Origin of the sequence: Methylobacterium sp. Leaf94 (assembly GCF_001426045.1) — a bacterium.
Taxonomy (GTDB): domain Bacteria; phylum Pseudomonadota; class Alphaproteobacteria; order Rhizobiales; family Beijerinckiaceae; genus Methylobacterium.
In genome coordinates this window covers 186,639-199,746 of record NZ_LMRM01000045.1, presented here as the reverse complement: position 1 = coordinate 199,746, position 13,108 = coordinate 186,639, and the positions used below count along the sequence as shown (strand labels likewise).

Below are 13,108 nucleotides of genomic sequence, written 5' to 3'. Positions count from 1 at the left end.
TCCTACTTCACGATGAACTTGCCGGTCATGCCCTTGGATTCGAGGCCATGGACCGACCAGGGATACTCCCCGGGCCGGATGGCCACGAACTCGATCGCGATCTCGCCCGGATCGTCGAATTCGAAGTGGTCCGGCGGTCCGCTGCCGTGGATCTCCAGGTGCTGGATGACGATCTGGTTGAACCAGATGTTGCGGAAGAACTCGGTGGCGTAGAACTTGTACTCCTGCCGGCCCTTGGCGACGATCCGCAGGCGGTAGGCCTTGCCGGATTCGAGCTCGATCTCCTTGTTCTCCACGACGAAGTCGTTGCCCTCCTCGTTGCCGAGGACGAGATCGGGCAGGTTCTGGCGCTTCTTCGTCAGGTCGAGGGCCCCGGCCGGACCGGTGGCGAGACACGCCGCCAGGGCGAGGGCGGCAAGCTGCATCGTTCGCGTCATTCGTTGTCCTCCCGTTGGCCGCCCGAGGGCGGTGCCGCCTTGGAGCGGTCGTCGTTTTCGATCTCACGGAGCTCTCCGCCCCCCTGTGGGGAGGCGTTGGAGGTGGGGCTGGGTGACCCTCAGGCCCCCGGGGCCAGCGGCACCACCCCCACTCCCAACCTCTCCCCACAAGGGGGAGAGGGACGCGTCCAGCTGCCGGAAACGCGGATGAGCCAATCCGGAAGCCTTCCTGAGGGGCGCGTGCCTAGTTCGGCGAGACCGCGACCCCCCAGGGCAGAAGCCCCACGGGGATGCTCTTCACCACCTTCTCGGCCGCCACGTCCACCACCGAGATGTCGTTCGAGGAGCCGTTGGTGGAGAACAGCAGCTTCTGGTCCGGCGTGAAGGCGAGCTGCCAGACGCGCTGGCCCACGGGCAGGTACTTCTCCACCGCGTAGGTCTTGGCGTCGATCACCGCGATGCGGTTGGCCGGGCCGAGCGCCACGAAAGCCTTGGTCCCGTCCTTGGTGATGCGGATGCCGACGGGCTGGATCGCCTCGTCGTTCACGCTCGGGATCTTGAAGGTGATCTTCTTGATCACCCGGCGGGCGGCGACGTCGATGACGCTGATGGTTCCGCCGACCTCGGCCGAGACCCAGAGATACTTCCCGTCCGCCGTGAACTCGGCGAAGCGCGGGCGGGCATCGACCAGCACGTTGTCGATCACCGCGAAGGTCGTGGTGTCGATGAAGTGCGCCATGTTGGTGGTCTCGGAGGTGTTCACCAGGATCTTGCCGTCCGGCGACAGGCCCATGCCCTCCGGCTCGACACCCACCGGCACCTCGGCCAGGACCTTGTTCTTCTCGACGTCGATGACGGTGACCTGGCTGTCGTCCTCGTTGGCGACGTAGAGCAGGTTGCCCTGGGGGCCGAGGATGAACTGCTCCGGATCGGGGCCGGAGCGCAGCGAGCGCACCACCTTGCCGGTGCTGGTGTCGAGCACGTCGATGCGGTCGTCGTCGCTGGCGCAGACGAAGAGTTCCTTGCCGTCCTTGCTGGTGGTGACGCCGCGCGGACGCCGGCCGACCTTCCAGGTGCCGGTCACCGCCATCGTCTCGGTGTCGATGACGCTGACGGAGTTGCCCTTCTCGTTGGTGACGTAGACCGTATAGGCCTGCGCCGGCGACACGCCGGCGAGCGACAGGCCCGCCAACGACGGGCCGGCCAGCAAGGCCAGGCCCAGTACCGTACCGGGCGCGCCTGCCCTGAAGCCGCGGCTCATGGGGTTCCTCCTCGGGGCCATCGCTGTGTCGTGCGCGATTGATCGGGCGTTACTATAGTGCAGCCCCGTCTCACGGGGAGCGCGGGACTGCAAGCGGGCACAGGACCGCGTTGCCGCAGGCGGTCGCGGATCGGCCGGGGTCTCCCGCGAACGTGAGGGCTCAATCCGCGAACTTGCAGGTGGTTTCCGGCAGGTCGATGCCGAGGGTGTCGAGCGGCGTGCGCTGGTGGGTGAAGCCCTGCTCGGGCGCCACCGAGACCAGGGCCTTAGGCTGCACCACGATGAGGGGCTGGCGCAGCTGGTGGTCCCAGGGGCGGTAGGTCAGGGAGACGCCCTTGTAGGCCGGCAGGCTGAAGGTCGGCTCGGCGAAATAGGGGGCCAGCACCGCCGGATCGGCGGTCTTCTTCTGAGTCGCCGCCTCGCCCACCGAGCGCACCGCCGCCCAGGCCTGGTAATCGAGGGGCCGCATCAGCCGGCCGCTCTGGCGCCGGAACCGGTTCTGGGCCTGGGCCGCCCCCCAGGTCTCCAGCATCGGGTGCCAGGTGGTGGCGATCAGCCCCTGCGTGCCGGCCACCGGGCGCGGGTCCACGGTGCGGAACGGAACGTAGTCGCCCCAGTCGCCGGCCTCGTCGGCCACCACGGCGAGGTCGTAGTCCACCCCCCGCGTGAAGACCATCGCCTCGGAGCGGGTCGGCGTGTCGCCCCGCGCCTTGGCGAGCGGCCCGAAGGTCCAGGGCTTCTCGGCGTTGATCTTGAGGGCGAACTTCCGGGCCGAGTTCTTGAACGCTTCGGCATAGAGCCGGTCGTTCTCCTGAGGCCCGACGATGAGGAACATCTTGCGCCAGCGCATCAGGGTGAAGAACTGCGCCAGGGCGTCGGTCTGCATCGCCCGGCTGGGGATGACGTGGAAGACGTTGCGCCGGCAATCGGCCCCGCGCAGGCGATCGTCGGGCGCCGCGATGTTGAAGACCGTGACGCCCTGCCCCTTGAGCGCGTCCGCGACGGCGAGCACCTCGTCCGCCGGCAGCGCCACGACGAGGTAGCGGATGCCCCGCCCCGCGAGATCGCGGGCCGCCGCCACGGCCTTCTGGCCGCCGTCGCGGCCCGAGCCGGGCTCCAGGGCGACCTCGTCCAGCCGGTAGGTCTGCTTGGTGAAGCGGCCGGTGTTGTTGTTGTCCTTCACCGCCATCCGGGCGCCGGCCACGCCCTCGTCCTCCGGCACGGCCTCCGCGTCGTAGGACGAAGGCGCCACCTCCGGCCGGTAGATGAGCCCGATCGCGGTCTCGCTCGGGACGATCGCGGGCGCGGCCACGGATCCCTGGGCCGCGGTTTCCTTGGCAACGGGTTCCTGGGCCCATGCGGCCGGGACGCCGGTGAAGCCGAGGCCGAAGAGGCCGAGGGCGAGCGGGGCGAGGAGGATGCGGGCAGGATTGTGCATGTGGCCGGCAGGCTAACAACATTGCGGACCCGCGCTCAATCGCGGATTGATAAGGGCTTTCTAAGGGCTTCGATCCGGCCCCTCGGGAAGGTGCGGGGTCGAGCCCCGGCCGCGTGCGACAAGGGGGCGCCCGTCCGTTTCGCGGCCGTTTCATACGGCGCCCTCAATCGCGCGGAACCGCAAATCGTGCGGAACGGATGGCGCGGGCGGGATCGCGGACCGTGCCGGCGCGTTTCCCGATCCCCGTCGCTTCCGGCGTCCTGCGGAGAGTTCTCCCCATGGTCCTGTCTTCCAGGGTCCAGTCTTCCATGATCCGGTCTTGCACGGATCGGTCTTCGGTGCCGTCCCCGGCCCGCTCCCGCCTGGGATGGGCCCTCGCCGTCCTGACGGCGGCCGGTGCCCTCGCCGCTCCGGCGCAGGCCGCTCCGGAGAAGGCCGCCATCTTCGGCGTCGAATTGTTCGATCCCGGCGTGGTCGGCGGCCGCAAGGCCCGGCCCGACGAGGTCCGGCGCCTCGGGCTGGTCACCGACGAGTTGCGCAAGGCGCTCGGGGACAGCGTCGAGCCGGTCGACGTGGCGCCCCAGGCCGCCGAGATCGCCAAGCAGGCGCCGCTCTACAAGTGCGACGGCTGCGCCGCCGCCATCGCCAAGACCCTCGGGGCCGACCTCGCGGTCAGCGGCTACGTCGAGAAGGGGTCCAACCAGATCTTCAACCTCACCGTCACCATCGCGGAATCGGCCACCGGCAAGGTCATCCGCGGCGGCCGCGTGGTGATCCGCGCCGACACCGACGACACCTGGGCCCATGCCATGCGCTGGGTGGTGAAGAATCGCATCCTGGCCGAGCCGCTCCCGAACCGGTCGTGATCGGGCAAGCTTTCGACGCCGGGGGGTTTCCCTTCCTCCGGTCCATGCGCTAGGCCCCGTTCAGGCCGGAAGCTCCCGCTCGAGGCCGAACCTGCCCCGGCCGCGCCGTCACGGGTGCGGCGCTTCCCGACCCGGGCGTCGTCGTTGGTCCATCCCGAGCAACCGAAACCCGCGCTGATGTCCTCGTCCCGCGCCTGCCCCCCCTTCGCTTCCGACGCGTCCGTGCCGCGCCTCCTCGTGAGCGTGCGGGACGCGGACGAGGCCGTCCTGGCCGCCCGCGCGGGCGCCGACCTCGTCGATGCCAAGGACCCCGACCGCGGGGCGCTCGGCGCCCTCCCGCCCGACCGCGTCCGCGCCATCGTGGCGCGGGTCGCGGGCGAAGCGCGCACCAGCGCGGTGGCGGGCGAGCCGGACCGGCCGGCCCTGCGCCCCTGCATCGACGCCATGGCGGCGACCGGCGTCGGCTTCGTGAAGGTGGCGGTGCGGGCCGCGTGGTCGGACGGCGATCTCGCCGAGGCCGCCGGCGCCGCGCCGGGCCGCCTGATCGCGGTGCTGTTCGCCGAGGCGGGCGGCGCCCTCGTCCTCGTGCCGCGCCTGGCGCGCGCCGGATTTGTCGGGGCCATGATCGACACCGCCGCCAAGGACGGCCGCCGCCTCACCGACCACCTGCCCCTGCCGGCCTTGGCGGCCTTCACCCGGACCTGCCGGGCGCACGGCCTGGTCTCGGGCCTCGCCGGCTCCCTGGCGCTCGCCGACATCGCCATCCTGGCCCCCCTCGGGGCGGGCTATCTCGGGTTTCGCGGCGGCCTCTGCGCGGCAAGCGACCGCAGGGGCGGTCTCGATCCCGCCCGGGTGGCGGAGGCGGTGCGCCTCCTGCGCGCCCAGTCCCGGCGGGACGCCGCCTGATGGGCGCGGGCACCGCCCCGACCGTGGTAAAGATCGGCGGCAGCCTCGTTGCCGATGCCCGCCGCCTGCGGGCGCAGCTCGTGCGCCTCGCCGACGGCGAACTCGGCCCCTGCCTCCTCGTGCCCGGGGGCGGCCCCTTCGCCGACGCGGTGCGGACGACGCAGAGCGCGCTGGGCTTTCCCGACGCCCTCGCCCATCGCCTCGCCCTCGACGCCATGGGTCACATGGCCGAGATTGTTTCGGAATTGGAGCCGCGTCTCGTCGTCGCCCGCGACCTCGCGGCCATCGCGGACGCCCTCGCGGCCGGGCGGGTCCCGGTCTGGGACCCCGTCGCCCTCAAGGCCGGGCATCCCGACATTCCGGAAACCTGGGAGGTCACCTCCGACAGCCTCGCGCTCTGGCTCGCCGGCGCCGTAGGGGCGCCGCTCTGCCTCCTGGTGAAGTCGGTCGACCGCCCCTTGCGCACCCGCTGGACCGACCTCGCCCGGGTGGGTCTGGTCGATGCGGCCTTCCCGGCCTTCGCCGAACGCTATCCCGGGCGCATCGAGATCCTCGGCCCCGGCACGGACCTGCGGAGGGCCGCCGCATGAGCACCCCGACGCCATCCGGACCGGTCCCGCCGGCGCAGGGCTCGCCCGAGCACCTCGTCTTCATCACCGGCCGCATGGCCAAGGCGCGCCTGGAGAAGGTCGCCGCCACGCTGCCGCCGGAGCGCTACGCCTGGAGCATCGCCGATGCGGGCGTGAAGGTCGCCGCCCTGATGACGGAGGAGATCATCCGCCGCCGGGTGACGATTCCCGAGGGCGCCACCCGCATCGTCCTGCCCGGGCGCTGCCGGGCCAATCCGGAGGCGCTGGCCGCGCATTTCGGCCTGCCGGTGGAGCGCGGCCCCGACGAGATCGTCGACCTGCCGGCCTATCTGGGACTCGCCGGGCGCCAGGTGGACCTGTCGCGTCACGACCTGCGCATCTTCTCCGAGATCGTCGACGCCTCGAAGATGACGCCCGAGCAGATCCTGGCCAAGGGCCTCGACCTCGCCCGGCGCGGGGCCGACGTGATCGACCTCGGCGGCCTGCCCGACACCGACTTCCCGCATCTCGAGGATTGCGTTCGGCTGCTGAAGGGCGCCGGACTGAAGGTGAGCGTCGATTCGTTCTCCCTCGACGAGCTGACGCGCGGGGCCCGGGCGGGAGCCGACTACCTGCTCAGCCTCAACGAGCAGACCCTGGATCTGGCCTTCGAGACCGACGCCGTGCCGGTGCTGGTGCCGGTGCGGCCCGACGACCTGCCCTCCCTCGACCGGGCCATCGAACGCATGGAGAAAGCCGGGCGGCCCTACATGGCCGACCCGATCCTGGAGCCGATCCATTTCGGCTTCGTCGAGTCGATCACCCGCTACCACGAGACCCGGCGGCGCTGGCCCGGCATCGAGATGATGATGGGCACCGGCAACCTCACCGAGCTGACCGAGGCCGACAGCCTCGGCGTCACCGCCCTGCTGGTGGGCATGTGTTCGGAGCTCGCCATCCGCAACGTGCTCATCGTCCAGGTCTCGAACCACACCCGCCGCACGGTGGAGGAGCACGACGCCGCCCGACGGGTGATGTTCGCGGCCCGTGCCGATTCGGCCCTGCCCAAGGGCTATGGCCGGAGCCTGCTGGCGCTCCACGACAAGCGGCCCTATGTGCAGACCCCGGACGAGATCGCGATGCAGGCGGCCGAGGTGAAGGACCCGAACTACCGCATCGCCGTGGCCGAGGACGGCATCCACGTGTTCAACCGCGACGTCCACGCGATCGGCACCGACGCGATGGCGTTCTTCCCCGACCTCCAGAGAACCGGCGACCTGGCGAGCGACGGCGCCCACGCCTTCTACCTCGGCGGAGAGCTGACCAAGGCCGAGACCGCCTGGCGGCTGGGCAAGCGCTACGTGCAGGACGAGGCCCTGGCCTGGGGCGCGGCCGCCGATGCCGAGGTGGAGGACACCACCGCCTTCAAGAAGGCCGGGCACACGAAGCATTCCGGGCCGTCCGCCGCCGAGACGGCCGCCCGCGACGCGACCCCGGTCGAGGCCGGCGCGGCCTCGCCGGAAACCACCGGGCCGGATCGGACGCCGGCCGCCGACGCGGTGTCGGAGACGCCCCCGGACGCGGACGCGCGCATCGTCTGCGGCAAGCTCGTGCCGGCGGACGAGGCCTGATCCCGTGCCGCTGATCCTCGAGACCGTGGTGACCACCACCGCCCGCGACGGCGCGCTGCACCTGGTGCCGTTCGGGCTGATCCAGGACGGGGCGGACTGGATCCTGGCCCCGTTCCGGCCCTCCCCCACCATCCTCAACCTCGCCGACACCCCGGTCTTCGCCGCCTCGAGCCCCAGCGACGTGCGGGTGATCGCCGGCGCCGTCACCGGCCGGCGCGACTGGGCGACCCTGCCCTGCGACCGGATCGCCGGGCGCCGCCTCGCCGAGAGCTTCGGCCATGCGGAGTTCGAGGTGGTGGCGATCGAGGACGACCCGGTGCGGCCGCGTTACCGGGGACGGATGGTCCATTCGGCCGCGCACATGCCGTTCTTCGGCTATAACCGGGCGCAGGCGGCGGTGCTGGAGGCGGCGATCCTCTCCACCCGCCTGCACATGCTGGAGCCCGACAAGATCCTGACCGAGATGCGCTACCACGCCATCGCGATCGCCAAGACCGCCGGGCCCGCCGAGCGCGAGGCCTGGGACTGGATCGAGGACAAGGTCGCTGCGGCCCTCGGCCGCGACGACCGCATCCTCGAGCGTTCCCCCCCAGCACCCTAGACTGTGCTTTCCCGAGGAGACGAGGACCCGATGAAGCTACTCACTCTGGCGACCGTGGCGGCCTTCGCCGTCGTGTCGTTCGGCGCCCAGGCGCACGGCCCGACCCGCAAGAAGGTCGAGGAGACCGTCGAGATCAACGCGGCTCCCGACAAGGTCTGGGCCGTGATCGGCAACTTCCAGGACATGAGCTGGCTGCCGCCGGTCGAGAAGACCGAGGGCAAGGGCGGCAACGAGGTCAAGGCGACCCGGACGCTGACGCTCAAGGGCGGCGCCACCGTCGACGAAGAGCTGTACAAGTACTCCGCCGAGAAGATGAGCTACTCGTACCGGATCACCAAGGTCGACGTGAAGACCCTGCCGGTGAACGACTACTCCTCCACCCTCAAGGTCGAGGATGCCGGCGGCGGCAAGTCCAAGGTCGTCTGGGACGGCGCCTTCTACCGCGGCTACATGAACAATGATCCGCCGCCCGAGCTCAACGACGAGGCCTCCCAGAAGGCCGTGCGCGGCCTCTATCGCACGGGCCTCGACGCCCTCAAGGCCAAGCTCGAAAAGAGCGGTTCTTGATCGCTCCACGTTCGAGAACGGGGACGGGCCGGCGCTTCGCCGGCCCTCTCCTCCCCGGCCTGCCACGCTTTGGCCCCACGTATCTCGGCCGCACACGTCTCGGCCTCCCGCTTCTCGGCCTGCTGCTGCTCGGCGCGCCGGCCTGGGCCGACGAGGCCCTCGTCACCGCGCAGGGCGCCAACACCCTTGCGATCGTCGATCTCGAAGCCGGCAGCGTGGCCGCCCAGATCCCCATCGACGGCGCGCCCGCCGGCATCGCTCTTTCGCCCGACCGGCGGACCGCCTACGTCACCCGCCCCGAGGGGCCGGGCCTCGCGGTGGTCGACCTCGCCACCCGCACGGTGACCCGCACCCTCGCGCTGCCCGGCGGGCCGCTGGGCATCGCGGTCAATCCGAAATCCGGCGCCGTCTACGTGGCCGACTGGTACGGCAGCCGCATCTTCGTGGTTTCGCCCGACGGCACGACGCTGGTGACCGAGATCCAGGTCGGCGCCTCCCCGTCCGGCCTCGCCGTGACTCCCGACGGCGCCACGCTGCTGGTCGCCAACCGCGAGGGCGATTCGGTCTCGGTGGTCGACGTCGCCACGGCCCGGGAAGTCCAGAAGATCCCGGTCGGCCAGCATCCGTTCGGCATCACCCTCGATGCCGAAGGCGCCCGCGCCTACACCGCCAACGTGACCTCGAACGACGTCTCGGTGATCGACGTGCCCGGCCGGCTCGAGATTGGACGGGTGACCACTGGCGAGCGGCCCTACGTGATCGCGCTGGCCGGCCCGCGCGGCTTCGTCACCGACCAGTATTCGGGCACCGTCACGGTGTTCAACCTGAAGACGCTGACCAACGTCGCCGCCATCGAGGTCGGCGACCACCCCGAGGGCATCGCCGCCTCCCGCGACGGCCGCACCCTCACGGTGGCGAACTGGGGCTCGAACACCCTGAGTCTGATCGACGCGACCACGCTCAAGGTGACGGGCGAGATCAAGGTCCCGGACGGGCCGCGCGCGTTCGGGGATTTCTTGCGGTGAGTATCGGAGGCGGGGTGCGCCGCGCGTGAGGGGCCGGATCGTGCGGAGAGAGGGTACGAGTCTGTCGCCCCGAAGCGGACATTCGTCGGCCACTCGGAGTGCTCGCACGCGGTACACCGCCTGCGCTCCCACCGGCTTCGGCGCGGACGTGCGGGGGGGGCGTCCACGATGCCCTGTCTTCATGTCAGCTCAGCTCTGCTGCAGATGAGGCGAGGGTGCATATCGACGTCTAGATTCGAGGTCGCTAGATTGCCGATCTCGAAATTCGTTCGGGTCGACATCCCGCCACTGCCTCACGGTTTCAGCAGCACGGGCGTGATGTGCGCGTCACGCCGCTGCGCCAAAGGAAGCGGCACGCGATTAGACGGTCTGAGACGGTGGCGCGGAGCCGCCCGTCGCCACATCCTGCGAGATGCTCATGCGTGCCGTTACCTACACCGAAGGCGCCCGGATCGATGCGCCGGACGCCCTCCTGGACACGACTTTCCCCGATCCTGTTCCAACCGGACGCGACCTCCTCGTGCGCGTGGAGGCGGTCTCGGTGAACCCGATCGACACGAAGGTGCGTCAGGGCGCCTACAAGCAAGGCTGCGAACCGAAGATCCTCGGCTGGGATGCGGCCGGGATCGTGGTCTCCGTCGGACCGGAGGCGCGCCTGTTCAAGCCCGGCGATGCGGTGTTCTATGCCGGAGCGCTCGACCGGCCGGGTAGCAACGCCGCGTTCCAATGCGTGGACGAGCGCCTCGTCGGTGCCAAGCCGGCCACCCTCGATTTTGCCGCCGCCGCGGCGCTGCCGCTCACGGCCCTGACCGCCTGGGAAATGCTGTTCGACCGGCTCGACGTCGCCAAGCCCGTGCCGGGTGCCGCACCGGCGATCCTAATCGTCGGCGGCGCCGGCGGTGTCGGCTCGATCGCGATTCAGCTCGCCCGGCAGCTCACGGATCTCACCGTGATCGCCACGGCGTCGCGCCCGGAGACGGCGCAATGGTGCCGGGACCTCGGGGCCCACGACGTGATCGACCATGCGAAGCCCCTCGCCGCCGAGGTCGCGGCGCTCGGTCTTCCCGGCGAGCCCGGGTTCGTATTCGCGACCACGCAGACCGGTGCGCATCTCCCGCAGATCATCGAGCTCCTCGCGCCGCAAGGACGCCTCGGCCCGATCGACGACCCCGAGACCCTGGACGTGATGCCGCTCAAGCCCAAGAGCCTGTCGCTGCATTGGGAGCTGATGTTCACCCGCTCGCTGTTCCAGACCGCCGACATGGAACGACAGCACGCGATCCTGACCGAGATCGCCCGCCTGATCGATGCGGGACGGCTGCACACGACGTTGAGCGAGACCTTCGGTCCGATCAACGCCTCCAACCTGGCACGCGCCCACGCGCTCATCGAGAGCGGGAAGGCGAGGGGCAAGGTCGTCCTCGCCGGGTTCAGCGACTAAGCCGGCAGGCGAAGCGTCCCGGCTCGGAACCGAGACGCTTCCTGCATCAGCCCAAGATGCCTCCGCGTCGTGGCCTGGGCTAACGCTATTTCGACGTCGGCTCTGATGCCGCAGCCACTCGAAAGCGGACCTGCGGAAACCACCCCACCCAAACGTAGCTCATCCTCCACCAAGCTGGCGCGAAGCGAAGCTTCCGGGGTGGCAAACGGATGGGACCGGGCATCAAGCTCCGACCGCGAGACCCTGCGACCCCCTGCCCCTCAGGCCGCCGCGGGCGGCTCCGGGGCGTCGGGCTCCTCGGGCGAGTTGAGGATGTCCTCCAGCTCGTCCACCAGCATGTCGATCTGGTCCGGCGTCGCCAGCACCCGCACGGTCTGGCCGGTTTCGGTGGCGAGAGCGAGCTCGATGCCGCCGCTGGAGCGGGTGGCGAGGATGCGGGCGAGTTTCTGCGGCGTGCTCATGCGCGGGGTCTCTCCAGGGGATCAGGACGGATCGGCGGCCAGCAGCGCCACGGCGACGGCGGGGCCGCAGGTGGAGGCCCAGTCGGCCCCGGCCTCGGCGAGGCGGCCGGCGATCAGGTCGGTGAAGGCGACGACCGGCCGTCCGAGGCGCGCGGCCAGGCGTTCGGCGAGGAAGCGGCCGGCGCCGCACGCCACCACGGGCGCCGCGTCCGGCAGGGGCCGCTGCGAGAGCACCAGGGCCGCCGCATCGTGCAGCAGCCGGAGCTGACGTTCTGCGAAATGGGCCGCCAGGGCGCGCCACTCGGCGGCGCTGCCCTCGTCGCGGTCGCGGCCGACGATACGGGCGAGGCGGGTCTCGCTCTCGGGAATCGACTTGCCCTTGAGGTCGACGCTGTGCTGCTGGTCGGCGCCCTCCGGCAGGTCGCCGAGGATGCGATGGATGTCGGCGGCCGTGGCGAAGGTCTCGGCCATCAGACCGGTGCGCCGGCCCCGGAACGGGGCGTGGTCGGCCAGCGCCACGAGATGCGAGCGCACGACCCCGGTATAGACGAGTTCCCCCGTCTCCAGGCGCTCGGCGTCGCTGTAGCCGGCCGCCACCGGAACCCCGGCGGCGATCGGGATCAAGTCGGCCGTGGTGGAGCCGATATCGACGAGGAGCCCGTCGGCGACGTGGCGGCCGATCAGGGCGGCGGTGGCGTGCCAGTTCGCCGAGGCGATGTCGGCGGCGTGCGCCGCGGCGGCTTCGGGGGCGAGGAGGCCGGACCGGCCGGCATAGATCCGCACCCGGCCGGTGAGGGTCGCCTCGGCCCAGGCGGAAATCTGCCGCACGCCGTCGGTGCGGCCGGCGAAGCAGTCGGTGAGTTCCCCCGTCATGGTGACGACGTGATCGGCCGTGTCCCGCGCCCAGTCGGGCAACTGCGCCAGGGTCTCGTCGAGGGCGGGAAGCCCGCGCCAGAGGCGGCAGGGCGCCTGCACCACGGCCGCGACGCGGCCGTCGCGGACCAGGGCCGCCTTGACATGGACCCCGCCGAGATCCCAGCCGATCACCGGCGTGTCAGGGGATGGAGTCTGTGGGGTCACGGGCGGGCCTGAACACGGGAGAAAGCCGGATGGCGGACGAATTCGAGATCATTCCGGTGCTCGACCTGCGCCACGGAACGGTGGTGCGGGCGCGGGCCGGAGACCGTGCTTCCTATGCCCCGATCGTGACGCCCTTGGCAAAGGGGTCGGCGCCGGCGGACGTCGCCCGCGGGCTCTTGGCGGCGGTGCCGGCCCGCATCCTCTACGTGGCCGACCTCGACGCGATCGTCGACCGCGCGGCCCCCGACCGGGCGAGCCTCGCCGCGATCGCGGCCGCCTGCCCCGGCATCACCCTCTGGGTCGATGCGGGATTTTCCGGGCCGGCCGGGGTCGAGGCCTTCCTGGCGACCGGTCTCGGCCGGCCGGTGATCGGCAGCGAGAGCCAGGCCGACGAAGGGCTCGTGCGCGCCCTGGGGGAGCGTGCCGTGTTCTCGCTCGATACGCGGGAGGGCGAGCGCCTCGGGCCGTCCAGCCTGCACGACACGCCGGCTCACTGGCCGCGCGACGTCATCGTGATGACCCTCGGGCGGATCGGCGTCGGGGCGGGGCCGGACCTCGACCGTCTGGCGGCGGTGGCGGCGTCGAGCCCGGCGACGCGCCTCTACGCGGCGGGCGGTGTGCGGGGCCCGGCGGATGTGGAGGTCCTGCGCCGCCGCGGCGTGGCCGGCGCCCTCGTGGCCTCCGCCATCCATGACGGGACGCTGCGCGGCTGAGGGCGCGCCCAAAAAAGAGGGGCGGCCCGAAGGCCGCCCCGTCTCATGTTCATCGTCCGAGGAAGATGGAAGCCAGTCGCTGGAGCAGGCCCCGCGGTGCGGGCGGAGGCGC

Annotated in this window: 14 protein-coding genes; 9 read left to right on the top strand and 5 right to left on the bottom strand. The window is 71.2% G+C overall.

Features of this window, described 5'->3' with window-relative positions:
• Positions 1-2: 2 nt before the first annotated feature.
• The 3 genes from ASG63_RS19495 to ASG63_RS19485 all read right to left on the bottom strand — a co-directional run bounded on the left by ASG63_RS19495 (position 3) and on the right by ASG63_RS19485 (position 3,136).
• A complete protein-coding gene (locus ASG63_RS19495) occupies positions 3-437 on the bottom strand; it encodes a hypothetical protein (protein ID WP_056220340.1) in 435 nt (144 codons plus the stop codon).
• Positions 438-681: 244 nt separating this feature from the next.
• Complete coding sequence (locus ASG63_RS19490) at positions 682-1,698, bottom strand: YVTN family beta-propeller repeat protein (RefSeq protein ID WP_056220338.1); 1,017 nt, start codon at positions 1,696-1,698, stop codon at positions 682-684.
• A gap of 160 nt (positions 1,699-1,858) precedes the next feature.
• Positions 1,859-3,136, bottom strand: a complete 1,278-nt coding sequence (locus tag ASG63_RS19485) for an ABC transporter substrate-binding protein (protein ID WP_082559408.1) — start codon at positions 3,134-3,136, stop codon at positions 1,859-1,861.
• A gap of 338 nt (positions 3,137-3,474) precedes the next feature.
• Here ASG63_RS19485 and ASG63_RS19480 point away from each other — a divergent pair, with 338 nt between their 5' ends.
• The 8 genes from ASG63_RS19480 (at position 3,475) to ASG63_RS19445 (ending at position 10,742) form a co-directional block, all read left to right on the top strand.
• Complete coding sequence (locus tag ASG63_RS19480) at positions 3,475-4,002, top strand: DUF3280 domain-containing protein (RefSeq protein ID WP_443189817.1); 528 nt, start codon at positions 3,475-3,477, stop codon at positions 4,000-4,002.
• 177 nt (positions 4,003-4,179) lie between these two features.
• A complete protein-coding gene (locus tag ASG63_RS19475; RefSeq protein ID WP_056220336.1) occupies positions 4,180-4,908 on the top strand; it encodes a (5-formylfuran-3-yl)methyl phosphate synthase in 729 nt (242 codons plus the stop codon).
• Positions 4,908-5,498, top strand: coding sequence for an amino acid kinase family protein (locus ASG63_RS19470; RefSeq protein ID WP_056220334.1), 591 nt, complete (start codon positions 4,908-4,910; stop codon positions 5,496-5,498). The genes ASG63_RS19475 and ASG63_RS19470 overlap by 1 nt, the downstream gene beginning before the upstream one ends.
• A complete protein-coding gene (locus tag ASG63_RS19465; protein WP_056220332.1) occupies positions 5,495-7,108 on the top strand; it encodes a DUF6513 domain-containing protein in 1,614 nt (537 codons plus the stop codon). The genes ASG63_RS19470 and ASG63_RS19465 overlap by 4 nt, the downstream gene beginning before the upstream one ends.
• A gap of 4 nt (positions 7,109-7,112) precedes the next feature.
• Positions 7,113-7,709 (top strand): DUF447 domain-containing protein, encoded by a 597-nt coding sequence (locus ASG63_RS19460; RefSeq protein WP_056220330.1) that lies wholly within the window; start codon positions 7,113-7,115, stop codon positions 7,707-7,709.
• Between the two features lie 30 nt (positions 7,710-7,739).
• The gene (locus tag ASG63_RS19455; protein ID WP_056220328.1) at positions 7,740-8,276 is read left to right on the top strand and encodes an SRPBCC family protein; all 537 of its coding nucleotides are present in this window, start codon (positions 7,740-7,742) and stop codon (positions 8,274-8,276) included.
• On the top strand, positions 8,273-9,301 hold the full coding sequence (locus ASG63_RS19450) for a beta-propeller fold lactonase family protein (RefSeq protein WP_443189816.1): 1,029 nt from the start codon (positions 8,273-8,275) through the stop codon (positions 9,299-9,301). The genes ASG63_RS19455 and ASG63_RS19450 overlap by 4 nt, the downstream gene beginning before the upstream one ends.
• A 418-nt stretch (positions 9,302-9,719) precedes the next feature.
• A complete protein-coding gene (locus tag ASG63_RS19445) occupies positions 9,720-10,742 on the top strand; it encodes a zinc-binding alcohol dehydrogenase family protein (protein WP_056220477.1) in 1,023 nt (340 codons plus the stop codon).
• Between the two features lie 260 nt (positions 10,743-11,002).
• On the opposite strand, the gene ASG63_RS19440 is transcribed toward ASG63_RS19445, so the two are convergent.
• Positions 11,003-11,203, bottom strand: coding sequence for a hypothetical protein (locus ASG63_RS19440; protein WP_056220325.1), 201 nt, complete (start codon positions 11,201-11,203; stop codon positions 11,003-11,005).
• 21 nt (positions 11,204-11,224) lie between these two features.
• The gene (locus tag ASG63_RS19435) at positions 11,225-12,250 is read right to left on the bottom strand and encodes a hydantoinase/oxoprolinase family protein (RefSeq protein ID WP_244476309.1); all 1,026 of its coding nucleotides are present in this window, start codon (positions 12,248-12,250) and stop codon (positions 11,225-11,227) included.
• 62 nt (positions 12,251-12,312) lie between these two features.
• Here ASG63_RS19435 and ASG63_RS19430 point away from each other — a divergent pair, with 62 nt between their 5' ends.
• Entirely contained in the window at positions 12,313-12,996 is a 684-nt protein-coding gene (locus ASG63_RS19430; RefSeq protein ID WP_056220320.1) for a HisA/HisF-related TIM barrel protein, read from the top strand.
• The last annotated feature ends 112 nt before the right edge of the window (positions 12,997-13,108 follow it).

Bases quoted from the DNA above. Each gene is read 5' to 3' on its own strand.
- ASG63_RS19495 (WP_056220340.1), bottom strand. From the start codon at position 437: ATGACGCGAACGATGCAGCTTGCCGCCCTCGCCCTGGCGGCGTGTCTC.
- ASG63_RS19490 (WP_056220338.1), bottom strand. From the start codon at position 1,698: ATGAGCCGCGGCTTCAGGGCAGGCGCGCCCGGTACGGTACTGGGCCTG.
- ASG63_RS19485 (WP_082559408.1), bottom strand. From the start codon at position 3,136: ATGCACAATCCTGCCCGCATCCTCCTCGCCCCGCTCGCCCTCGGCCTC.
- ASG63_RS19475 (WP_056220336.1), top strand. From the start codon at position 4,180: ATGTCCTCGTCCCGCGCCTGCCCCCCCTTCGCTTCCGACGCGTCCGTG.
- ASG63_RS19470 (WP_056220334.1), top strand. From the start codon at position 4,908: ATGGGCGCGGGCACCGCCCCGACCGTGGTAAAGATCGGCGGCAGCCTC.
- ASG63_RS19465 (WP_056220332.1), top strand. From the start codon at position 5,495: ATGAGCACCCCGACGCCATCCGGACCGGTCCCGCCGGCGCAGGGCTCG.
- ASG63_RS19455 (WP_056220328.1), top strand. From the start codon at position 7,740: ATGAAGCTACTCACTCTGGCGACCGTGGCGGCCTTCGCCGTCGTGTCG.
- ASG63_RS19445 (WP_056220477.1), top strand. From the start codon at position 9,720: ATGCGTGCCGTTACCTACACCGAAGGCGCCCGGATCGATGCGCCGGAC.
- ASG63_RS19440 (WP_056220325.1), bottom strand. From the start codon at position 11,203: ATGAGCACGCCGCAGAAACTCGCCCGCATCCTCGCCACCCGCTCCAGC.
- ASG63_RS19430 (WP_056220320.1), top strand. From the start codon at position 12,313: ATGGCGGACGAATTCGAGATCATTCCGGTGCTCGACCTGCGCCACGGA.